Source organism: Treponema denticola (assembly GCF_024400535.1).
GTDB classification, from domain to species: Bacteria; Spirochaetota; Spirochaetia; order Treponematales; family Treponemataceae; genus Treponema_B; species Treponema_B denticola_C.
In genome coordinates, this window is sequence record NZ_CP038800.1 from 2,235,272 (window position 1) to 2,259,243 (window position 23,972).

A 23,972-nucleotide genomic window follows, 5' to 3' on the forward strand; every position below is an offset into this window, starting at 1 on the left:
CATTTTAAAGTAATTTATATTTATGGAAATAAAAAAACAGGCCCAAAAAGGGACTATCATCTCAGAAAAGATTAAGGAGCCGGATACTTATCGGGTCATTCTTCTAAATGACGATTTTACGCCTATGGACTTCGTTGTTGCGATCCTTATTTCTATTTTTAATAAAAACCAAGAAGAAGCTGAAACCTTGATGTATAAGGTTCATAAAACAGGACAAGCATCCGTTGGAGTCTATGTTTACGACATAGCGAATACAAAATGCTTTCAAGTATTAGCCGCAGCAAAAAATAATAATTTTCCGCTGCAATGCAGGATTGAAAAAATATGAATTTTACAGTGAGTATGACTGTACAGAAGGTCTTTCAAGACGCTGTTGAAGATGCAAAAAAACGACAGCATGAATTTGTTACTCCGGAACACCTCTTGTGGGCTATTATGTTCTATCCGAAAGCCTTGGAGCTTTTTACCCTTTCAGGTTCGGATCTTGCATATATACACGATAATTTGAGCAATTATCTCGAAAATCAAATCCCGCCAAAGGCTCAAAACAGCCCTGAGGAGCCTATCCAAACTATAGGCTTACAAAATGTCTTTGAACGGGCCATTTTAAACTGCAATGCTGCCGAAAGGTCTGTAATAGGAATCAGCGACTTAATAGTAAGCTTGATAGATGAAGATAAGAACCATTGTTCTTTTTTTATGAAAAAAAGCGGTATAGATCGTTTAAAACTTTTACAGCTTTTAAGCAGCCCAGAATTCTATGATGATGGGAAAAATAATAACGCATACACAGCATATTCCGGTGAAACCGCACAAAATGAAGCCTCAGGCCATGAAATTCCCCTAAAAGGAGAAAGTCAAAACAGCTCTGCTGGAGACAATATTAAGCAAAAGCAGGCTAAAAGCTTCATAGAAAGATTTACGGTAAATTTAACTCAAAAAGCAAGAAAAGGCTTACTCCCGCCCATAATCGGCAGAGAAGCAGAAATAGAGAGAACAATACAAATTTTATGCCGAAAGCAGAAAAACAATCCTCTTCATGTCGGAGGAGCCGGAGTGGGCAAAACAGCTATAACCGAAGGCTTAGCAATACGGATTGCAAAAAATGAAGTTCCCAGTTTTTTAAAAAATGCAAATATTTATAGTTTAAGTATGTCGGAGCTATTGGCGGGGGCTAAATTCAGGGGTGACTTTGAAGACAGACTAAAAAGAATAGTCCTTGAAGTATCAAGGGAAAAAAATGCCGTTCTCTTCATAGATGAGATTCACACCGTAGTAAATGCCAATTCGGGAGGCGGAGGCATTGAAGCCCCTGATCTATTAAAACCTATTTTAACTAATGGAAATATACGCTGTATAGGAGCTACAACATTTGAAGAATACAATAAGTATTTTACAAAGGATGCAGCCCTTGCAAGGCGTTTTCAAAAAATAGATATTGAAGAGCCGAATGAAGAAGAAGCCCTTAAAATCCTAAAAGGTCTTCGAGAAAGTTACGAGAATTTTCATAAGGTTCACTACAGCGATGAGGTTTTGGAGTCGGCAGTCCATCTTTCGGCCATTCATATCAGGGACAGGTTTTTGCCCGACAAGGCCATAGACCTTATAGACGAGGCCGGAGCCCTGATTAAAATAAAAGCCGATAAAGAAAAAAACGAAAATGAAGCTGATGAAAAAAACCTTGAAGAAACAGCCTTGCCGGAGGTAAGCCTTTCCGACATAGATAAGATAGTTGCAAAAACGGCCAAGATTCCGGAACAAAGGGTTTCGGTAAACGAGACGGAAAAGCTTCGGCACTTTGAAGAAATTCTTTCAAAAAAAATCTTCGGCCAAGATACCGCCATCGAGGGTGTTACCAAGGCTGTAAAACGTTCCCGAGCCGGTTTCCGCTCTAAGGATAAGCCGGTTGCAAACTTTTTGTTTGTCGGCCCCACGGGCGTAGGCAAAACCGAGCTTGCTAAGACCCTTGCAGAAGAGCTGGGGATTCCCCTCCTCCGTTTCGATATGAGCGAATATCAGGAAAAGCACACGGTAAGCCGCCTCATAGGTTCTCCCCCCGGTTATGTAGGCTTTGAAGAAGGAGGGCTTTTAACCTCTGCCGTGCAAAAAAGCCCTAATGCGGTTCTTCTTTTGGACGAGATAGAAAAGGCTCATTCCGACATCTATAATATTCTCTTACAGATTATGGACTATGCTACCCTTACGGATAATCAGGGCAGAAAGGCGGCCTTTAACAATATAATTCTTATTATGACAAGCAATGCGGGTTCTTCCAATATAGGAAAGCCCCTAATCGGTTTCGGAGGAGAGCGTATTTCGGAATCGGCTGTCGATGAGGCTGTCGAAAAGACCTTTACTCCGGAATTCAGAAACAGGCTTGATGCAATCATAAAATTCGGCCCCCTTACGATGCAGGTTATGAGCCTCATCATCAAAAAGGAAGTAGAAAAAATACGCTCCCAGCTCGCCGAAAAAGAAATTTCTCTTGAGCTTGAAGAAGATGTCATTCCTCTTTTAGCCGAAAAAGGATATTCGGAAGAATTCGGAGCCCGCAACGCAGCCCGCCTTGTCGAGGACGAATTTGTAACACCCTTAACGGACATGATTCTTTTCGGGGAAACAAAGAAGGGCAGCTCAGTAAAGTGCCGAATCGGAGACAAACTTAAAAAGCCCTATTTGGTATTGAACATAAAATAAGAAGGTTCGGCTTTTTAGTAAAAACAAATGCAGACCGATTTTTCTTCATTATCGCTTTTAAGTTCTACGGAAAAAAAGATACTCTTAAAAAGAAGTCAAAAGGATTTTCCTTGGCTTGAGAGCGAAGATTTTTTTGATTTTAATAAGGCCTTGGGAGAGGAAGATTATATTCAAAAATCCCAAGATGATGAAGTCATATCGGGAGGGAACCTTTCGCCGGGGATGATTCTTTCGGCCTATAAACATTCTTTTTTTCCTTGGTTTTCCGAAGAAGACCCGATAATCTGGTTTTCTCCCTCTCTGCGGTTTGTAATCGATAAGGCTTCTTTTTATATTCCGTCCCGCCTAAAAAGAGAAATAAAAAAGACGGATTTTAGGATAAGCTTAAATGAAGCCTTTGATGAAGTTATAGAAAACTGTGCCCTAATCAAACGAGAGGGGCAAAAAGGAACTTGGATCACCGATGACATGCTTCAAGCTTATAGGCTTCTTCACAAGCTGGGCTTTGCCCACTCTGTAGAAGCATGGAAAGGAGGCGAATTGGCGGGAGGCTTTTACGGACTTTATATAAACGAGGTCTTTATAGGCGAATCCATGTTCAGCGAGATAAGCGGAGCCTCCAAAACAGCCTTCGCCCTCTTTGCCCAAGACTTCTTTGAAAACAAAAAGGGTATTTTAATAGATGCCCAAATCCCTTCCGAAAACATAAAACGCTTCGGCGGCTTTAAGATGCTGAGAAGCAGGTATCTCGGGATTTTAAATTCCTGATTTTTATATAACAAGTATACTTGCGAACACTAGACAATTTATAAAAAAGCGGTTAAAATAGTAAATATGTAGTAAAAAACAGATTTTAGATTTACTTACCACAAAATTTGGAGGATTAGTTTATGAGGAAAAAGTGTTTTTTGTTTACGGCTGTTTTAATTGCCGTATTTTTATCGAGCTGCGATCAAAATGTGGACACGGCTAAAAAAACCGAAAAACCGTCCATCGTCCCCCCCCCCGTCTATAGAGGACACAAAATACAAAATTAGTATAACCCAACCCGCAAACGGCAAAATTGAAGTAAGCCCCGCGCTTCCTGCCGACGGAAAGGTTGATAAGGGCAGCGAGCTGACCTTTACGCTTTCCGCAAACACAGGCCATAAGGTTAAAGAGCTTATTATAAACGGCATAACATATTCCGATGTTACAGATAATACCATTACGCAAAAGGTAAAAATCGAAAAAAATACGGCAGTTTCCGCAGTAGTGGAAGAGGAAGCAAGCCAGCCGGCAGAACAAATAACTATTGGAAATTCGGTTATCTATGTTACTAAAGATGCGGGCGGTAATATAATTAAGGTAAGCGGAACTATCTTCTTAAATGAAATTGAAGAACTTGCACAAAAAAGCACTAATAATATAGTAATCAACACTGATGCTCTTACAATAAAATCATTTAATGATACAGGAATAATAGAAGTAGCAGAAAATGATTTGCAAGCAGTTATAAACAAATTAAGTGTTTTAAATATAGAAAATCAAGATTTTACTAAACAAAGTATTACTCTTAACATTGAAAATAATAAACTAAAAATAACATCTATTACTGGTAATATCTCATTACAAGATATTATGGATAGTAATGAAAGTAATAAAGGAATAGCAAAGTATATTGCCAACAATTTAAAAGAAAAAACAAATCCTGATTTTGATTCAACAAACTTAAAAATAAATACTTTTCATAAAAAGCGAAATTCCGAAAATATTGAATGGGAATATATATCTACTCCTATTACTCCAAAATTTTTAAAAGAAACTAAACTCAATGCACTTAACAAAGCAGTTTTGAATTTTAAAGATGGTGATGTAAATGTTCCTGTAGCATTTAAAAGCACTTTAACAGATTATTTTGATGTAAATGAATTTTATAAAGAAGTAACAAATGGAAAACTAAATATATTACAAGATACAAATATAACTGTAAAAAATGATAAAGCGAATAATATTCAAATTTTATTAAGGGATTTACAACAAACAATAACACATGGTACAAATGCATATAATATAACACCTTATATCAAAGCAGATCAAATTTTAGAACTAATTAACAATGAAAAGTTAAAGGATGCATTAGTTATCGGTGATATGTATGTAAAAGGTAATGTAAAAGACTTACTTCCAAAACTTGTTGGAAAAAATGATGGTATAAAATTTTTAAATGTAAAAGAATTTACTTGCCCAGGACCAAATGTTACTGAATACAATGGTGGAAAAGATAATACAGAACCTTTACCTGTAGAACAATTATTAGAATTTCGTAGAAGAACTAATGAAAAATGGGATAGTGTATTAAAAAAAGATACAAGATCAACAAGAATACAAAATTTAGTTTTAAATAATGTAAATACTACTACTATGACTGAAGAAGACTTAAAATTATTGAATTTTGAAGGAAATTCTGTTACTGGAAATATAGTATTTAAAAATAGTAACCTATCAAAAATGCGATATGAAGGAACAACAGGTCCAGTAAATTTAACTTTTGATAATACAACTTTACCATATAATATGGCACATTCTGAAGCAAATACTATTATATTAAAAGATGTAACCTTTCCAAAAGAGCAATTTGATTTAGGTCAAGAATACGAATTTATTGACATCCCATATAATGTTCCAACTATAAACTATAGTTTGGAAATACATGGAAAGATTAAAAATAGCCCGTTAGAAGGAAAAGGTGATGAAGTATTAAATACATTAGTTCCTCAAGAAAATATGCCTGAAAATTATACTGGCTCACTAGAAATATATAATAAACTAAAAAAATATATATATCGTGGTGAAGCAAAGACAATAAATGGAAATACAAATCCTAATTATCATGGTTCCATAAAAAAACAACAGAATCAACTTCTCGCTTTATTACAAACCCAAAATAAATCCCGCAGTTAGTTGATTTGTGCGATTTTTTGAAAATATGCGGGCATCTGCTGCGTTACATTGCCAAAAGCGTACATCCTTGTACACTTTTGGCAGCGAGTTTCGGTGCTGCCGAAACATCGCTTCTGATGTAACCGGCGGCATCCATGCCGCTTCTGAAAATCCTCGACGTATCAGAACTGCCACGGATGGCGGTGGATCAAATGTTTTCTACTTCTTCTTGGCTGAGACCGGTTGCTTGTATTATCTTTTTTACGGAATCACCGAGCTGCTTTAATATTTTTGCCGTTTCAAGGGCTTTTTGGTATGAGCCTTGAGATATACCTTGAGATATACCCTGTTCAATGCCTTCGGCAAAGGCTATTTCCCGTTCTTCTGCTCGTTGCACGGCTATATCGGTTTCATAATCATATTCGGCTAGTAACATATTTATAATTTTTCTATTTCCGCTTGAGTAAGCCCTGTACCCTCAGCAATTTTTGCTATCGGTATACCCATTTTCTTAAAAGCTAAAGCTGTTTTTATTACTCCATCGGAAAAGCCTCGCTTAATACCCTGTTCAATACCCTGTTGTATTCCAATTCTTAGACTTTCTTCTCTTTGTACTGCGATGTCTGTATCGTAATCATATTCGGCTAGTAGCATATTTATTACCTCTCTTTTGCAAATATGCAGGCATCTGCTGCGTCACACGGCAAAAAAGTGTCCTCGACGTATGCCCGATACGCCTGCGGTACTTTTTTGCCTAACTCCTTGCATCTGCTCCGCCTATTTGCAAAAAGTTGATTTTTATAGAGCCTTTATTTCTTCAACAGAAAGACCTGATATTGTACAAATATCATTGATCGGATAATTCATACCTTTCATCAGCTTTGCCGTTTCAAGCTTTGTTTTGTATGAGCCGTCAGAAAAGCCTTGTTGTATTCCTTGCTCAATACCTTGCTCAATACCTTGCTGTATTCCAATTCTTAGGCTTTCTTCTCTCTGTACTGCAATATCCGTATCATAATCGTATTCTGCTACTAACATGTTTATTACCTCCCGTGATTTTCTCTGTAAGTATTCTTTTAATATTCCTTTTTCTATACATATCTTTACCGCATTGGTAAAGCCGCTCTCTTAGGGAGAGAGAGGACACCTCGTTCAGAGCAAGGTTTCCTCTCTCTCCCTAAAACCCTTTCTCTTCTTCCCGCACTGCTTAGGGCTCCGCCCTAAGAACCCGATCTTCTTTAATTAAGGTTACGGCACGGACACCGTAAAAGCCGCAAGTACACGATGTTTTAGGCTGTAAGCCTAAAACTCGAAGTCAAGGAATGTACACGGAAGTACATTCCTTGACTGGGCATATTTTCATTTATGGTGGATTGATGTTCTGTAAGAACTATAATCTTATTGTCTACAAGACAGGAAACATCGTTTATTATGTTCATATACATGACATTATCGAGCCTTATATTTTCTACAGGACAAGACATTTGCAGGTTTGTTCCGTGCAAAGCGTTATATAACGATAAAAAGTTTTCTTTCGCTTTTTCGTCTTCCGAGAAAAGATCAACGAAGACCGAGTCTTTGTATTTTCTGTTTGAAGTACTCATAGCCGCCCCCTCATTGATTGTATTATACCACAATTACCTCAATTTTGTAAGAGCTGTTTTTTTATTTAACCGCAAAGATGCTAAGGGCGCAAAGGAATTTTGATGATGTTTTGATGACATATTCTTTCATTTTCCTTCGCGTTCCTTGAGGGCTTCGCTGTTTTATTCGGTGTAATTTAACCGCATTGATTTCCGTGGTTGTTTTCCCGCCTTCTTTTCAGCCAAATGTATGAAAATGGAAAAACCGGATATGGCTTTAATTAAGAAGGTAACAGGGCTTTCCGAAATCGAAAAATTATAATTTTATAAAAAGTAGTAAATCTTTCAAATAATACATACAATATAATTGATGATAGACTATAAAAATTCGTCCAATACGGATAAACCCGATATGAGGGAAAGGCTTTTAGAGTACGGGCCTCAAAATTTAAGCGACTCCGATTTGGTGGCCATTCTTTTACGCACAGGCATTAAGGACAAGCCTGTAAAAGAATTGGCCGATGATATTATTCTGCACATCGATAGAGCAAGGCCTGAAAAAATTGAGGGCTATCTGCGTTCTATCCGAGGTATGGGAGACTCAAAGATTTCAACGGTTCTTGCTGCTCTGGAATTGGGAAGGAGGTATTACGACAACAAGAACCGCACGATTTCTCACCCGACCGATGTAGTTCCGCTTTTACAGCACTATGCAGACAGAGATAGGGAGCATTTTATCTGCGTCTCTTTAAACGGAGCAAACGAAATTATTGCAACCCGTGTTGTGAGTGTCGGCACTATCAATAGAACAATAGTGCATCCTCGTGAAGTGTATTCAGACCCTTTAAAGGACAGGGCTGCTGCAATAATTGCGGCCCATAATCATCCTTCGGGAAATTTGGAGCCCTCAAGTGAAGACATGGAATTGACAAGACGCCTTTACGAGGCCGGAAAAATCTTAGGCATCAAGCTTTTGGATCACATAATCTTGGTACCTAACGGAAATTTTTTCAGTTTTGTCCAAAGCGGAACAAGGTTCGATATTTAAAAGGATGCTTAATCAAAAAAGAGGCAGAGGCCGATCACTTCTTTGCAGCCTCCCTCTTTTAATGCCGCCGCACAAAAGTTAAGGGTGGCTCCCGTGGTCATAACATCGTCTAAGATTATTAGCTTTTCGGGTAAGGCGGTTTTTAAACCTTTCGATTTTGAAAAGGATTTTTGCCTTTTTAAAAAAATCTTTCCTTTTAGATTGCTTGCCCGTTTTTCACGGGAAAGACTTTTTTGGGAAGCCCCGTCCATTCGTTTTAAACAACGCAAGATTGGAAGATTATAAATATGTTCCAAATAAAGGGACAAATCTTCTATTTGATCCCAGCCCTTGCTTTTTATCTTTTTAGGACGGGGCGGAACCGGCACCATAGGAACGCTTTGAAGTTCGGGAAGCCCTTCGATAAAGGAAGCAATGGCAGAAGCATAAATTTCCGCAAAGCCCCTCATGTTTTGATTTTTCCATAAGCGTAAAAGCTCGCCTCCCCTGCCCTTGTAAGGATAAATGGTGTAAACCTTTTTGAGAAAATCGGATTGAATGAGAAGAGGTTTTGCACAATCTTCCCTTTCTTCTGTTCTTAGATTTTCTTTTTCTCTTAATTTAGCCCTGCAGTCCGTGCAAAACTCTTTTTCGGAAATCAAAATTTTTCCGCAAGATGAACAAAACTTTTCAGGATTTTTAAGCCGGAATAAAACAGGCTCGGTAATTTCTTTTTGTAAACATTTGCTGCACAACGGAATACCTGTTCCCGTTTCTTCCCCGCAAAAGAAACAAACTTGCGGACAAATTATTCGGGCATAAATATTCCGCAGATAAGTCAAAGCTCTTAGTTTAATTCTTTTTATCATGATAATACTCCTCATTAGTATTATCATAATTTTATAAATCTTTTAGTAATTTTTAAAAAATAATTTATAAAAAGTTTACATTATTTCCATAAACGGAATGAGTACCAAGTTCATTGCATTTTGAAGCACTATCTTTGTAGCCCTTGCCAATTCCATTCTTGTATAAGAAAGGTCGGCATCATCGCCCGAAAGAATTGGGCAATCGCGGTAGAAGCGGCTGAATGCCTTTGAAAGCTCATAAAGATAAGCCGTAAGGGCACTCGGGTCTTTACGCAAGGCAGAGCGTTCAACCTGTTCAGGGAAGTCTTCTAAGGTCTTTAACAATTCCCATTCGGATTCATTTGTCAAAAGGGAAGCATTGAGTTTTCCGTTCTTTAACTTTTCTTTGCCTTCGGCTGTTTCGGCCTTTCTCAAAATAGAAGAAATTCTAGCACCCATGTATTGAAGATAGGGGCCCGTGTTTCCGGTAAAGGAAAGGGACTCTTTAGGATTAAAAAGCATATCCTTTTTAGGGCTTACCTGCAAAAGAAAATAATGTAAAGCTCCTACGGCGATGTTCTCGGCAGCAACTGCGGCGTCGCCTACTTCCTTTTCTCTTCCGTTTTCTTCAATCTTTTTTAAGGCTTCATCTTGAAGAGAATTGATAAGGTCATCGGCATCCACAACCGTACCTTCGCGGCTTTTCATTTTTCCTTCAGGCAGGTTTACCATTCCGTAAGAAAGATGATAGAGGTCGTCGGCCCATTCGAAGCCGAGCTGTTTTAAAACATAAAAAAGCACCTTAAAGTGATATTCCTGTTCGTTTCCTACAACATAGATCATCTGATTAAAGGGCCAATCCTTGTGGCGGGAAATTGCCGTGCCTATGTCCTGAGTCATATAAAGAGAAGTTCCGTCGCTTCTAAGCAATACTTTTTTATCGAGCTTGATGGGAGCGAGGTCAACCCAAACGGAACCGTCCTCTTCCTTATAAAAAACTCCGGCCTCCAAACCTTTTAAGATCTGATCCTTTCCTTTTAAATAAGTTTCGCTTTCAAAATAAAGTTTGTCGAAAGAGATACCTGTTCTTTTGTAGGTTTCCTTAATACCTTCTATCGCCCAACCGTTCATCTTTTTCCAAAGCCCGATTAGTTCCTTGTTTTCTCCGGCTTCCCAATCCAAAAGCATCTGCTTTGCTTCGGCCTCTGCCTTTTCCGGATTTTCCTGACTGTATTTATGGAAAGCAACATACATGTCCCCGACAAAGCGGTCAGACTTTATATTTTCGCTTTCGGGAGTTTTTCCTTCGCCGAATTTTTGATAGGCTATCATGGACTTACAGATATGAACGCCCCGATCGTTTATAATGTTTACCTTAAAAACATCTGCCCCGCAAAATTTTAAAATACGCGAAATACTTTCACCCAAGGCATCGTTACGCAGATGGCCGAGGTGGAGGGGCTTATTGGTATTCGGGCTTGAAAACTCAATCATAATTCTTTTACCGGAAAGAGAAGAAGTTTTCCCGTAGTTTTCTTTTTCCTTTAGAACCTTATCCAAAACATTCGAGGCTAAATCCCCTTTGGCAAGAAAGACATTTAAATAAGGGCCTATCGCCTTAGGCATTCCGTATTTTTTTATATCCTCGTTTTCTAAAAGACGGGCACAAACATCGGAAGCAATCTTTGCAGGAGAGGATTTAAAGCTCTTTGCAAAGGTAAAAAGAGGAAAGGCCACATCCCCCATCTCGGGATTAGGAGGTGTTTCTATATTTATTTGCTCAGGTAAAATCTTATCGCATGTTTCGGGAGCTATCCCGTTTAAGGTGTCGGCAATAATTTTTTGCCACGTAGTTTTAATATCTTCCATAATAGGCGGATTATAACAGATTTTTTGAAACTTTTCAATCGGGCCTGAACAGTTAAATTAAACACTGATCAAATAAACCGCAGCGAACGCCAAGGCCGCAAAGGGATATTAAATGTCTGGCTATAAAACATCCTAAAAATTCTTTGCGTCCTTAGCGGGCTTCGCGGTTAAATTAAGCGGTAAAAAACTAGTCTTTCTGCTCTAAATTTTTTATAGTTTCCAAGCAGGTCTCTAAGGCATCTTTACCTGGAAGATTATAAATATCGGGAGCGGTGCCTACTTCGTCATGACAAGAACCGTCAGGATTTAACCCATAGGTCATATCGCTTTGTATCAGCATATTACTTTCGGGAAGCTTCAAATATAAGCGGCTTGACAATAGGTTAAGGCCTATGCCGCCGGTATTTTCTCCTACCAAGGTTGCAAAAGGTTCAGCATTTCTTTTTTTTCCTTTTGCAAAATAAGCAAACCGATCTGCTGCAGACTGAGTTTTTCCATTTATTAAAAGCCAAATCCGGCCGGTAAAATTAATTGTGAAATTAGTATCATTATCTCCCGGATGAATACCGAAACCATAATTTATTATAGAATCAAAGTGGTCTTTATCTTCTTTATTTTGTTCGGCAAATTGAAAACTTTCAAGATTTCCCGATTGTCCCATTTTGCGTTGTAGAAAATTTGATTCATATTTTTTAAAATATTCATTCTCACTGTCATAAGCTATTTTAGCATAAAGTTCACCGCTTTCTTTAATTATAGGAGAAACAAGATATTTAGACCAAATATACTTATCTCCGCCTATATTTTCACGTACATCAATAATTAAATGTTCATATCCTTCAAAAGATTTTAACATATTACAAAGACGGTTTATGTACTCGGCCTTGTTATATGGAGAAAAACCTTTTATACCGATATAGGCTATTTTTTTCTCTTTAATAATTTTAGATATGAGCATACTCTCATCAATTTTTTCTTTATCACTATCTTCAATAGGCAAATTAACATTATATTTTTTAAGCAAGGCTTCCAATTTATTTATGTGAATTCCGCTTACATCATTCAAACACATAAAGGCTTTTTCATAAAACTGCCTGACCTCGGCATCATTATCATAAAGCCGTGTATTTTGTACTTTTTTTGTAACAGGATGTACAGAACTCATATCATATATATTTAAATGTCCCACCTGTTTTTCTTTTGTAATTTTATTAAAAAGCCCAAGATAAAATAAATAATATTCAAATTCATTTTTCGGTTCATGCAAACGATTGGTATACTCTTCCTTAATGTTTTTCAAATCGGATCCGGCTCTGATACATACATTTTTAAAAGGATAACCGTTTTCAACGAAGTCCCATACATAATCAAAATCATCTTGCATCTTTTGTTTAGGCATAAAAGTATCTTTATATAAAGCATATTCTTTTTGATACGGAATATAATAAATAAAAATAATGCAAGCTGCAATTCCGGCAATAACTAAAACTGTGATGAGTGTAAATAATGTTCTTTTATTCATATAAAGTCTCGCAATATTACAAACTGTCCTATAAAATTTTATAGGACAGAATTTAAATTAATTTAAAAATAATCATTTAAACTATTGACACAACAAGATGCATAACATCCTGAACCGCAACCTGACATTTTTTTGGCTTGCATTATTCCTGATACAATCTTAATTTCCTCAGGATATTCACTTCTCTCAACAGGTTGAGCATTTCTACATTCTTTTGTTATAGTGCCATCCTCATTTTCAATAGCCTCTGTATCCCAATACCAAAAATCGAGATAATTAAGACCACCGCCCTCAACCATTACCATCTCCGTTTCAGTTACAGGCTGAAACCCTTTTCTTAATAAATTGTTCATGTAAACTCTTTGTTTAGGCTCCTACACCTAAACTCAAATTTAGTATTATGTTAAGTATAGCATACTTTGCTTATTTGTCAACTAATGTTTATAAATAATATTTTTTTATTTATTTTTTAATAAACACATAAAAAACCGCAGCGAACGCCAAGACCGCAAAGAGTGTATTAAGGAATTGTTATAAAAACATCCTAAAAAATTCTTTGCGTCCTTTGCGAGCTTGGCGGTTAAACAGATAAAAACTTTTGCTCCATCAAAAGTTTGTCCTCTCCCCTAACTTTTTGATTTCCTCCAAGCAGGTCTCTAAGGCATCTTTACCTGGAAGATTATAAATATCGGGAACTGTACCTACTTCATCTTGGCAATAACCTTCAGTATTTAGTCCGTAAACATAATCAAAAAAGAATATTAATCCGCTATTGGGTAAAACAAAGTGCATGGGGTAAAGCCCATTCATTCCTGCCCCACCTGTATTCTCTCCTACCAATACGGCAAAACCTATTCTTTTACAAACACTTGCTAATTTATCACTTGCAGAATAACATCCGTTATTTATAAGAAGCCAGAACTTTTTATCTTTACGAGGTTTATATCCCATAATCGGTCTTAAAGCAGCATATTCGGTTATTGCGTAAGCTTTATCATTTTTAATAGTTCCGCAATTTTGAATATTAGGTATACTTGATTTTTCTATAGACTCAATACTCTGATGGCGTGAACACATAAAATCCAAGTAAGGCTTTGTGTATTTGTTTTCATTATATAACACATAGCGCTTATAATAAGTATTTTCTTTTAAATGGGGTGCTATAAGAAGTAGAGCATCTTCATAAGCTCCACCGCCATTATCCCTTATATCTATTATTATATGTTTATAACCGGATGTTTCGAGAAAAAATTTATCTATGTCTTTTATATATTGTAATTTTTGTCCAATACCTTTAATTAGAAAAGAGTTTATCTTTATATAAGCTATTTTTTTATCTTCAATTATTTTTTGTGAAACATAAATTTCAGCCGGAGAATCTTTTGCAGGATACACAGAATGTCTAAGATTTAATCCGGATTGTTTTGCAAAATTAGAATAAAAATTATGAACCAAAGAACGGTAATCATCAAAAAGTTTTGATGAAAAATTGCCGTCAAAATATGTAGAATAAGATACATTATTAGGGTATAAATGTCCAAAATATTTATCTGATGTAATAGCTCTGCAAAGCAGGTTATAAAACTCGTAATAATCTTTTTCGGTATAAACCTTTTCTAAATTAGAAAAGGAAGTTTTTTTTAAGTATTTTAAATCAACACCCTGTCTTTCACACACTTCAGTAAAAGGATAACCTGTATAAATAAAATCCCAAAAATATTCATAATCAGTCTTCATTTTTTCAAAAGAAATAAACCGTTTCGGTTCTTCTTTTTTCTTCGATAATATTATAGCCGAAATAAAAAAAGCTGCTAAACAAGAATATAGCAAAAACTTAATAATGAATTTTTTATTAAAAGTTATTTTCATATTCACATCCTTAATGCTTGAGGTAAGAATATATACCCCCAAGCATAAAAACTTTAATTAGCAGTTACCGGCATTTCCATTATTAGTATCACGACCTCCGCCGCCTTTCTTAGGATGGTCGGGATGCCTCGGATATCCCATTATAGGATATTGCCCTGCATCGTCAGGAGCAGGACCGGGTTCAACTCCCGGAGGTGTAGGGCTTCCTCCCTCAACCATTACCATCTCCGTTTCAGACACAGACTGAAACCCATTGTTCAATAAATCTTTCACAAAAACTACTTTGTTTAGGTGCCTACACCTAAACTCAAATATTTTTAGTCTTTTAAAAAAAACTTACTTTAATTCTACCATACTTTTGCAATATGTCAAGTGTTTATTTTGGAAATTTAGGATTTTTATTTATTTTTAATAAACCGCAAGGAACGCCAAGGCCGCAAAGGGATATTAAAGATTTGGTTATAAAAACACCCTAAAAAATTCTTTGCGTTCTTAGCGTGCTCTGCGGTTAAATTAATCTCTCGATTCTAATTTTCTTATAGTTTCCAAGCAGGTCTCTAAGGCATCCTTACCGGGAAGATTATAAATATCGGGAGCGGTGCCGAATTCGGCATTTGATGTACCATCTTCGTTAAGCCCATATCCAAAATCATATCTTATTACCAAGCCGCTATTGGGCAGAACCATCCTTTGGGGGCCGATAAAAGGGCTATTCAAACCTGAACCTCCCGTGTTCTCACCTATAACAGTTGCAAATCCGCTTTGCTTACAAGTATAGGCAAAACTATCCGAAGCAGAAAAAGAACCCCTATTTACAAGAAGCCAAAATTTTTTATCTTTACACGGTTTATAATAATTTAACGGACAATATACGATTACATTTTCAAAAACAAAAGCTTTATCATTCCTCAAAGTACCGCAATTTTTTACTCCTTTAATATTTTTTTTAGATATTAATTTTATGTAAGTTGTTTTAAATATATCCTCTATATGGAGTTTTGTATATTTATTATCATTATATAAAACATATTGTTTAATTTTTAAATTCTTTCCGCCTGTATTCGGTTGAATGATAATAGTGTAGTTATCTAAATATCCTCCGCCGTTATCACGGATATCAATTATTATATGCTTATAGCCGGCTGTATTTCTAAGAAAATTCCATATATCTATAGCATATTGCTCATAGTGCTGCCGATCTAGCGTATAAAATGAATCTATTTTAAGATACACTATTTTTTCCGGTTCAACTATTTTATAAGAAATATAAGAAGGTCTTAGTTTAAAAAAATCTTTTTCATCTTGCGTTGTTCCCAATCTTTTATAAAAACTATTTATAATAAAGCGGTATTTACGCAATTTTTCAGTATTTGGCTCAAACTCTCGAATATAAGAGTCATAACTCATTACTAAAAGATGACCTATATTCTTACCAGATGTTATTTCTGTACATAAATTTTTATAAAAATCATAATACTCTCTTTCAGTACTTAAATTTGATAGTTTTTTATAGTTTTCTTCCTGTATCATTTTTAAATTTGCACCAACTCGTTCACAAACCTCTTTAAAAGGATAACCGTTATAAATAAAATCCCAAAAATACTTATAATCAGCATCTTTATTCTTTTGTGATAATAGAGTATCAAATACCATATCATTATTTTTAGACACTATAATAGTTGCTATTATAAATGAAATGATAATAATAAATTTAATGATTTTAATTAGTAATTTTTTCTTCGTCATCATATTATTTATATTTATAAAAAGGACTAACATAACTAATAAAAGTCATGCAGTCCTTTCGTTGAATCATATTACCACCTTACTGATTGGAATACGAATTACCTCAAGTCTTTTAAAAAGACCTTACTTTAATTCTACCATACTTTTGCAATATGTCAAGTGTTTATTTTGGAAATTTAGGATTTTTATTTATTTTTAATAAACCGCAAGGAACGCCAAGGCCGCAAAGGGATATTAAAGATTTGGTTATAAAAACACCCTAAAAAATTCTTTGCGCCCTTCGCGTGCTCTGCGGTTAAATTAATCTCTCGATTCTAATTTTCTTATAGTTTCCAAGCAGGTCTCTAAGGCATCCTTTCCGGGGAGATTATAAATATCGGGAGCGGTGCCGAACTCATCGGTACAATATCCGTCGTCGGTTAAACCGTACATAAAATCAAACTTTATCAATAAGCCGCTGTTGGGAAGAGCAATGTACATAGGCGATTCACCATTTGTTCCGGCACCTCCCGTATTGGTACCGATCACTGTAGCAAATCCTGTTTTTTTACACACATAAGCAAAACGATCTGCTCCTGAGTATACATCACTGCTTATAAGAAGCCAAAACTTTTTATCATCACAAGGTTTATATCCCTTAGCAGAACGAGAAAAAATTATATTTTTTAATATATAAGCCTTATCGTTTTTTATAGTACCGCAGTTTTCTATATTTGGAACTTCATTCTTTTTTAATTTTTTTACATCGTTATAGTTCAAAAACATACCTAAATAAATATCAGTATATTTATTTTCATTATAAAGACCATAAAAAACTATTGTCAGATTTTCCTTTATATTTGGAGATATTATTGCTTCATAATTTTCAATATATCCGCCTCCATTATTTTGTATATCGATAATTATATGTTTATAATTTGCCGTTTCAATAAAAAAATCTTCCAAGACTTTTATATACTCTTGCTTTTCTTTCCCTTCCGTTATAAGAAAAGAATTGATTTTTATGTATGCAATATAATCAGTATTTATTATCTTTGTATATGGTTTTGAGTACTTACGAGTCCCCATCAACGGAGGATTTATATTTTTAAAATCATCTGCATATAGCATATTGTTTTTCTCGGCAAAAGCACCTGTTTTAGGCATTGAAGCATAAAAATTATCTATCAAAGTTTTTTGTTCACGCAATGGAAACTGAGCTGTAGTCTGCTTAAATATTTTCTTATAATCAAAATAATCTGAAGGATAAAGATGGCCTATATATCTATTTCCTGTAATTTTTCTGCATAAATCCTTATAAAAAGAATAATATCCATGCTGCATCATGGGATCCGATAAATACCTATATCCTGTCCGTTTTATTTGTCCTAAATCAATTCCTTTGCGTTCACATACTTCGGTAAATGGATAGCCGTTATAAATAAAATCCCAAAAATATTCATAGTCAGCTTTCATTTTTTCGGCGGAAATAAAACCTGGTATCGTATCATGTTTTTTTGAGATAAGAAGAGACATTATAATAAATAATGATATAAGAGAAACCCAAATGGCTTTAAGTATTAGTTTTTTCCTTTTCATTTTATTATACCTATAGAAAGACTACACAGCCTAGAAGGCCGTGCAGTCCTTTCGTTGAATCATATTACCTTACTGATTGGAATACGAATTACCTCAAGTCTTTTAAAAAGACCTTACTTTAAGTATACCATAGTTTTGCAATATGTCAAGTGTTTTTTACATAAATTTATAATTTTTAAAATATTTCTAAAATCAGGTCTTTAAGTTTTTTCAATTTTAAAAATCTTTGTCGAGAAGGGGTTACAGTGTATTCCAATAAACTAAGGTTTGTTATAACTCCATCTTTATAAAGCTTTTTATATTCTTCATTTAATTCAAGACAAAGATTTAAATTTTCAGAAAGAATATGTAAATCTTCTTTTAGATTTTTTATTCGTAATGTTTTAGCCTTATTTTTAATTTCTTTTTTTTCTTTTAAAGTTTTAAGTTTATTTTTTGCATAAGATATTTTTAAATCGATTAAATCTATTTCTTTTTTTTGTGTAAAAGTATAGTCGGGAGTCCAAGAAAAAGATATAAATAATTCAGGCAGCCATTCGATTTGTTTAAGATTTTGCCATGATGCAGTGTAAGAATAGAACCTAGTTTTTAATGTATTAGGAGTATGAGAAAAACCTATATTAAAACGAGGGGCATTTTTAATATAAGCTTGTTCTTTTTCTGCATTCAGTAAAAATATTTCATATTCAGTATTTTGTATATCAAAAGTATATGAGTCTAAAAAAACATTTTCTAAAAACTCAAGAAGAGAAGACATATCTTCTTCATTCATTAAAGAATATTCGTAATTATAATTTAAAACAAACTCTTCTTTTAATCTATTTAAAGAATTCAGATTTAAGCCATATTCTTGCTTTGCCTCAATCATTTTTTGTTTTATCTGTAATAAGGCGTCTAGTTTTAATCTTTCTTTTTTAAATTCTATTTCGGCTGTAGAGTACTGTTCAGCTGCATAAAGATATTTGTTTTTTAAATATGCCGATTCGGCATTTAAAACTTCAATATTTAAAGCCGATTTTAAAAATGTTTTAATAAAATCTGCGTAGAGTGCAAATCTTTTTTCTTTAACCGATTTTTTTAAAAAACTTATTTTTTTTGCTTCATTTACAAAGCTGAAACTATATTTAGTTATGGGTTGACTAAATTGAATTGTAAAAGATGGAATTTGTTTAAATTCCTTACTTTGTAATAGATATTCATAATTAAAATTAAATGAAAATAAAATATTTCCGGCTGAGGGTAAAGCTTGATTTAGCACTAAAGAATACTTACCGTCAAAAACATCAATATATTTTGTCTTAATTAAAGAATTTGCACCACTAAGCTCTACAGGAATATTTTTCCACGCAAATAGCTTTGGAAAATCAAAAGAAAGAGAGGGAATCCATTTTGTTTTTTCTTTATATTCTAAAAGCTCTATTTTTTTAAATTCTATATCATTTAAGGAAGCAGACAAAGAATATGAAAGCCGCTCGTTAAAAAAAACATCCCAATCACGGCTCTCAGTAAAAATTAAACACGGGAAAATAAAAAAAATTAATATTAAACCAATACGTTTCATTTAACAAAATCCAGTTTTTCTAAAATAAATTTTATAATTGTTTTACGTTTTATTATAATATGGGCTTCGGTACTCATTCCGGGCTTTAACTTAACTTCCTTTTGCTCATTATTTTTTAAAGAAGAAGAAAGGATATCGGTATCAACTAAAAAAAATGAGGAAGTATTTTGATTATTAAAGCTATCATTGGAAATATTTGTAATTACCCCCTTTAAAACACCGTATTCAGAAGGCGGAAGTGCCGTAAATTTTAAATTTACTTCCATACCGATTTTTAATTCGGCTATATCCTTATCAGATATTATCAACTCGGCTTTTAATTCTTCAATATTATGTCCGTCAATTTTTATTGAGCCTGATTCAGGCGAATAAAATTTTAAAAGCAGTTTAATAAGGCTTGTTTTTCCCGAGCCTGATGCTCCGACAAAGCCTATACTTTCTCCTGCATTTATATTTAAAGATATCTTATTTAAAACAGGCTTACGTGTTCCATATCTAAAAATCAGGTCTTTGATTTCGATATTGCCTAAAATTTTTTCAGGTTTTATCCAATACCCTTCATCTGCTATTTCCTTTTTTAAATCGAAAATTTCCCCCAAACGGCTTCCTGCAAACTAGGCTGCAGCGTCAAAAACCTCTGTAAAGGGCCTGTAAAAAAGCCCAAAAGAGCATTGAATGAGATAAGCTGTCCTACAGTAAATTGATCTTTTAAAATTAAATAAGTCCCTACAAAAAAAATAATGTTGGAACTCCAACCCGTCAAAATAGAATTTAAAAAAGACTGAATATTGCTTAAAACTCCAAGCCTATAGTTTATTTTTACGGCCTTAACCTCTCTTTTTTCATATTCATCATAAACTGAATCTTCTGCATTAAGAGCTTTTAATGAGGCCGCCCCTGAAACGGCTTCAACCAAGTATGACTGTACTTCGGATAATTGTCCCATAAGCTCACGGTAGCCCTTTGCAAATTTTTTTGAAAAAAGCCATATTATAATGGAAGATAAAGGCACGGTAATAAGACCTATCCAAAAAAGAAAGGGAGATTTAAAATAAAGTACCACGCCTGCAATAATTACCATACAAGAATCAATGACAACCGAAACGGCAGTTCCTGAAAGGGCAGAACGGACCTTTTGAGCATCATTTATGCGGGAAAGAATTTCGCCCGTTTTTCTTGTATCAAAAAATTTTATAGGCAGAGAAAACACATGCTTAAAATATGAAAAGATAAGATGGTAATCCATTTTTAACGAAAAAAACAAAATAATATGAGAACGCACCGCAGAAAGTCCTGACGAAAAAAGAGTTAAAACAATTATTCCTATAGAAAGACTTGTAAGAGATGTAAAAGCTTTTGAGTAAATTACATCATCTATTATGTATCTAAAATAAAGGGAACTTATAATACCCAAAAAGGTCAATAAAAAAGATGCTATTATAACTTGAATTATTTCGTGGATATAGGGTTTTAAAAGCGGAGCAAAGCGTTCAAAAAATCCTTTGGTATTATCCTGTATTTTAAACTCGGCTGAGGGACTAAGAAAAACAGTATACCCCGTCCATGTTTTTGCAAACTCTTCAATATCAATTTTTTTCTTTTCCCCGGAAGGATCGTATATTGTAAGTTTTTTGTTTTTTAATTTTTTGACAACAACAAAATGAAAAAATTCTCTTTTTTCTTCACATTTTTTTATATGGACAATAAAGGGAAGCGGCAGGTCTTGGCTTAGAGCTTCCTTATCGCCTTTTAAAACTTGCACCGAAAAGCCCATAGCCTCACCCGCTTTTACAAGACCCGCAAGATTTGTACCGTGCGTATCGGTTCCGGCAATCTCACGGATCGATGTTACAGAGTATTTTGCTTTGTAATGGGATGCAACCATCGCAAGACAAGCCGCCCCGCAATCCGTCCCGTCAAACTGCCTGATAAGTTTCATACCTATTTTTTTTCTTTTCGATTTAGAATAACTTTTTTATTTTCCCTTATAACGGTAAGAGAATCAAAATCTAAACTTTCAATTCCCGATAAAAAAACGTCATAGCCTTTTTCATAGCCCAGTTTTTCAATACAGTCTTTAAAAGGCACTCCATTGATTTCAATAATTTTATCACTGTTTTTAATATCTGTTATATTTATAAGAGGATTTTCATTATTTTTCCATTTTAACCATAGAGCATTTAATTTACGGTACAAAACAACTTCTTCAATTTTATATTCTTTAAAATCGGAAGTAAAATTATCGGGTTTAAAAATATATACCGAATTATTGTAATAATCAAAAATCCAATTTAACTTGGATATAAATATCATACCTGCTACTATATCCTCTGCAGCAAATATAAATTTTTTAGAGAATTTATATGTCTGATACACAATATCACCAATAGTAATATTATTTAATTTTATCCCTTTTTGAGACAGGCACAATTTACCATTAATTTTCATAGGGGAAACAATAGTGTTATACTGCGTTTCAATGTTTTTTAAAACAACCGAATCGGTAAAAGTTATTTTATTATCGATATCCAAAAAAACACCTGCTGCACACGAATCTACGAGTAACTTATATTTTTTATTTTCAACTTCTACAGGCATCAAACTTTTTTTATCTATCTTTACTTTTTCATATCTTGAGTATTCCTTATCATCGAAAATCTGCCGAGGAATAAGATACCCTTTCCCTTTTGAATAATCTAATTTTAAAATACATTTTTGTAAAATATCAGTACCGATTATTCCGTGAATATTTTTTAGCATAAAATCATCAAGTTCACCAATAACAAATTGTAACTTTCCGAAATTAAAACTTCCTATTTTTAATACATCCTTTGATTTCCATCTGCCGCCAAGGCTAATACCGCTTCCTGAAAATGTCTTAATAATTGTAGGAAATAAAAACCTCTTACCGATTTTATTTGCAAATTCTTCTGAGATGACCGAAGAATCACATCCTGTATCTATCATTAAGTTACAAGACACATTACCAAGTTTTGCCGGAAGAACTATCCTAGCTTCAGAACGTACTTCAAATTCAAATATTTTTTCTTGATTATTAATATTCTTTTCAGTAAGTCCTTTACATGAAAATAGAATCAAACAAAGTAAAAAAAATAAAAATCTCCGGCAAAGCTTTAACATTTTATTCTATCCTCAACCATCACCATCTCTGTTTCAGACACAGGCTGAAACCCATTGTTCAATAAATCTTTCATAAAAACTACTTTGTTTAGGTTCCTACACCTAAACCCAAATATTTTTAGTCTTTTAAAAAAAACTTACTTTAAGTGTACCATACTTTTGCAATATGTCAAGTGTTTCTATAAAATAAACCGCAAGGAACGCCAAGGCCGCAAAGAGATATTAAAGACTTGGTTATAAAAACATCTTAAAAAATTCTTTGCGTACTTCGTGAGCTTGGCGGTTAAATTAATCTCTCGATTCTAATTTTCTTATAGTTTCCAAACATGTCTCTAAGGCATCTTTACCGGGAAGATTATAAATATCGGGGGCGGTTCCAAATTCGTCTGTACAATATCCATCTTCAGTTAAACCGTACATAAAATCAAACTTTATCAATAAACCGCTGTTAGGTAAAACTATATAAACAGGATATATTCCATTTGTGCCCGCTCCACCGGTCCTTTCGCCGACTAGTTTTGCAAACCCCGTGTTTTTACAAACATCAGCAAAACGATCTGCCGCCGAATATGAACCCCCATTTACAAGAAGCCAAAATTTTTTACCTGTACGAGGTTTATGACCGAATATAGGTTTAGAGGCCAATACATTTTTAAGTTTTATAGCCTCATCATTTTTTACTGTCCCGCAATTTTTTACATTGGGTATTTCAGATTTTTCTATCTTTTCTTTTGTTTTAGGATATTCTTTAAAAAGATCTTTTATCCAAATATTTGTATATTTGTTTTCATTATAAAGATAATAGTAAAAAAAGCTTATATTTTTTTCTAAATTAGGAGTTATTAAACATTCATAATTGCGTTCAGAGCCGCCGCCATTATTTCTTATATCAATTATTATATGTTTATAATTATAAGTTTCAATAAAGAACTCATCAACAAATTTTATATATTCATTTCTTTCAAAATTCGAATCTATATAAAATGAATGAATTTTAATATAGGCTATTTTACCTTCTTCAATTACGTTTTTATTTACTTTTAACTTATTATTAGTATTATTATTTACAAGCATAGGAAATCTATTAGTAAGAGAAGATATAAATATTTTTTTTTGAGTATTAAGTTCCGATACCTTCCTCAACTTATTGTAAAATGAATTAATGAGAGGCATATCTTTTATGAAATTCTTATATATAGGTATTGTATAAAAATTAGAGCGAAAATCATAATAATTAGCGGGATAAAGGTGTCCCATGTACCTACCATTTGTAATTTTTCTGCATAAATCCATATAGAAAGAATAATATCCATACTGCATCATAGGATCCGTTAAATACCTATATCCAGACTGCCTTATTTCTTTTAAATCCGCTCCCTTGCGTTCACAAACTTCGGTAAAGGGGTAGCCGTTATAAATAAAATCCCAAAAATATTCATAGTCGGCTTTCATTTTTTCGGCAGAAATAAAACCGGATATTGTATCATGTTTTTTTGAGATGAGAAGAGAAATTATAATATATAATGATATAAAAGAAACCCAAATGGCTTTAAGTATTAGTTTTTTCCTTTTCATTGTATTATACATATATAAAGCCCACACAGCCTAT

General features: G+C 34.1%; 18 protein-coding genes and 3 pseudogenes. 5 read left to right on the forward strand and 16 right to left on the reverse strand.

What is annotated here, in order from left to right:
* The first annotated feature begins 22 nt into the window (after positions 1-22).
* The 4 genes from E4N78_RS10495 to E4N78_RS10510 all read left to right on the forward strand — a co-directional run bounded on the left by E4N78_RS10495 (position 23) and on the right by E4N78_RS10510 (position 5,640).
* Entirely contained in the window at positions 23-328 is a 306-nt protein-coding gene (locus tag E4N78_RS10495; RefSeq protein ID WP_255810500.1) for an ATP-dependent Clp protease adaptor ClpS, read from the forward strand.
* Entirely contained in the window at positions 325-2,697 is a 2,373-nt protein-coding gene (gene clpA / locus E4N78_RS10500; RefSeq protein WP_255810501.1) for an ATP-dependent Clp protease ATP-binding subunit ClpA, read from the forward strand. The genes E4N78_RS10495 and clpA overlap by 4 nt, the downstream gene beginning before the upstream one ends.
* 27 nt (positions 2,698-2,724) lie before the next feature.
* Positions 2,725-3,465 (forward strand): leucyl/phenylalanyl-tRNA--protein transferase, encoded by a 741-nt coding sequence (gene aat, locus E4N78_RS10505; RefSeq protein ID WP_255810502.1) that lies wholly within the window; start codon positions 2,725-2,727, stop codon positions 3,463-3,465.
* Between the two features lie 189 nt (positions 3,466-3,654).
* Complete coding sequence (locus E4N78_RS10510) at positions 3,655-5,640, forward strand: hypothetical protein (protein ID WP_255810503.1); 1,986 nt, start codon at positions 3,655-3,657, stop codon at positions 5,638-5,640.
* 187 nt (positions 5,641-5,827) lie between these two features.
* On the opposite strand, the pseudogene E4N78_RS10515 reads toward E4N78_RS10510, so the two are convergent.
* The 3 pseudogenes from E4N78_RS10515 to E4N78_RS13870 form a co-directional block, all read right to left on the reverse strand.
* Positions 5,828-6,073 (reverse strand): annotated as a pseudogene (locus tag E4N78_RS10515) (hypothetical protein); the annotation flags it as partial.
* Positions 6,058-6,288 (reverse strand): annotated as a pseudogene (locus tag E4N78_RS10520) (hypothetical protein); the annotation flags it as partial. The pseudogenes E4N78_RS10515 and E4N78_RS10520, both read right to left, overlap by 16 nt.
* Before the next feature lie 129 nt (positions 6,289-6,417).
* A pseudogene (locus tag E4N78_RS13870) lies at positions 6,418-7,223 on the reverse strand (hypothetical protein).
* Positions 7,224-7,572: 349 nt separating this feature from the next.
* On the opposite strand from E4N78_RS13870, the gene radC reads away from it, so the two are divergent.
* Positions 7,573-8,250 carry a RadC family protein gene (gene radC, locus E4N78_RS10535; protein ID WP_255810505.1) on the forward strand — a complete coding sequence of 226 codons (678 nt, stop codon included), beginning with the start codon at positions 7,573-7,575 and terminating at the stop codon, positions 8,248-8,250.
* Positions 8,251-8,258: 8 nt separating this feature from the next.
* Here the strand turns inward: radC and E4N78_RS10540 are convergent, their stop codons facing one another.
* The 13 genes from E4N78_RS10540 to E4N78_RS10600 form a co-directional block, all read right to left on the reverse strand.
* On the reverse strand, positions 8,259-9,098 hold the full coding sequence (locus E4N78_RS10540) for a ComFC family protein (protein ID WP_255810506.1): 840 nt from the start codon (positions 9,096-9,098) through the stop codon (positions 8,259-8,261).
* Between the two features lie 75 nt (positions 9,099-9,173).
* Positions 9,174-10,946, reverse strand: coding sequence for an arginine--tRNA ligase (gene argS, locus E4N78_RS10545; protein ID WP_255810507.1), 1,773 nt, complete (start codon positions 10,944-10,946; stop codon positions 9,174-9,176).
* 187 nt (positions 10,947-11,133) lie between these two features.
* On the reverse strand, positions 11,134-12,468 hold the full coding sequence (locus E4N78_RS10550) for a S41 family peptidase (RefSeq protein WP_255810508.1): 1,335 nt from the start codon (positions 12,466-12,468) through the stop codon (positions 11,134-11,136).
* Positions 12,469-12,530: 62 nt separating this feature from the next.
* Positions 12,531-12,821 carry a hypothetical protein gene (locus E4N78_RS10555; RefSeq protein WP_255810509.1) on the reverse strand — a complete coding sequence of 97 codons (291 nt, stop codon included), beginning with the start codon at positions 12,819-12,821 and terminating at the stop codon, positions 12,531-12,533.
* A gap of 253 nt (positions 12,822-13,074) precedes the next feature.
* Entirely contained in the window at positions 13,075-14,337 is a 1,263-nt protein-coding gene (locus tag E4N78_RS10560; RefSeq protein WP_255810510.1) for a S41 family peptidase, read from the reverse strand.
* Between the two features lie 57 nt (positions 14,338-14,394).
* Complete coding sequence (locus E4N78_RS10565) at positions 14,395-14,610, reverse strand: hypothetical protein (protein WP_255810511.1); 216 nt, start codon at positions 14,608-14,610, stop codon at positions 14,395-14,397.
* A 240-nt stretch (positions 14,611-14,850) separates the two neighbouring features.
* Positions 14,851-16,008, reverse strand: a complete 1,158-nt coding sequence (locus E4N78_RS10570) for a S41 family peptidase (RefSeq protein ID WP_255810512.1) — start codon at positions 16,006-16,008, stop codon at positions 14,851-14,853.
* Positions 16,009-16,383: 375 nt separating this feature from the next.
* Positions 16,384-17,661, reverse strand: a complete 1,278-nt coding sequence (locus E4N78_RS10575; protein WP_255810513.1) for a S41 family peptidase — start codon at positions 17,659-17,661, stop codon at positions 16,384-16,386.
* A 175-nt stretch (positions 17,662-17,836) separates the two neighbouring features.
* On the reverse strand, positions 17,837-19,222 hold the full coding sequence (locus E4N78_RS10580) for a hypothetical protein (RefSeq protein WP_255810514.1): 1,386 nt from the start codon (positions 19,220-19,222) through the stop codon (positions 17,837-17,839).
* On the reverse strand, positions 19,219-19,821 hold the full coding sequence (locus E4N78_RS10585) for a beta-barrel domain-containing protein (RefSeq protein ID WP_255810515.1): 603 nt from the start codon (positions 19,819-19,821) through the stop codon (positions 19,219-19,221). Before E4N78_RS10585 ends, E4N78_RS10580 begins: the two co-directional genes overlap by 4 nt.
* The gene (locus E4N78_RS10590; protein WP_255810516.1) at positions 19,800-21,161 is read right to left on the reverse strand and encodes a peptidase domain-containing ABC transporter; all 1,362 of its coding nucleotides are present in this window, start codon (positions 21,159-21,161) and stop codon (positions 19,800-19,802) included. Before E4N78_RS10590 ends, E4N78_RS10585 begins: the two co-directional genes overlap by 22 nt.
* A 2-nt stretch (positions 21,162-21,163) precedes the next feature.
* A complete protein-coding gene (locus E4N78_RS10595) occupies positions 21,164-22,363 on the reverse strand; it encodes a retropepsin-like aspartic protease (RefSeq protein ID WP_255810517.1) in 1,200 nt (399 codons plus the stop codon).
* A 288-nt stretch (positions 22,364-22,651) separates the two neighbouring features.
* On the reverse strand, positions 22,652-23,938 hold the full coding sequence (locus E4N78_RS10600; protein ID WP_255810518.1) for a S41 family peptidase: 1,287 nt from the start codon (positions 23,936-23,938) through the stop codon (positions 22,652-22,654).
* Between the last annotated feature and the right edge of the window lie 34 nt (positions 23,939-23,972).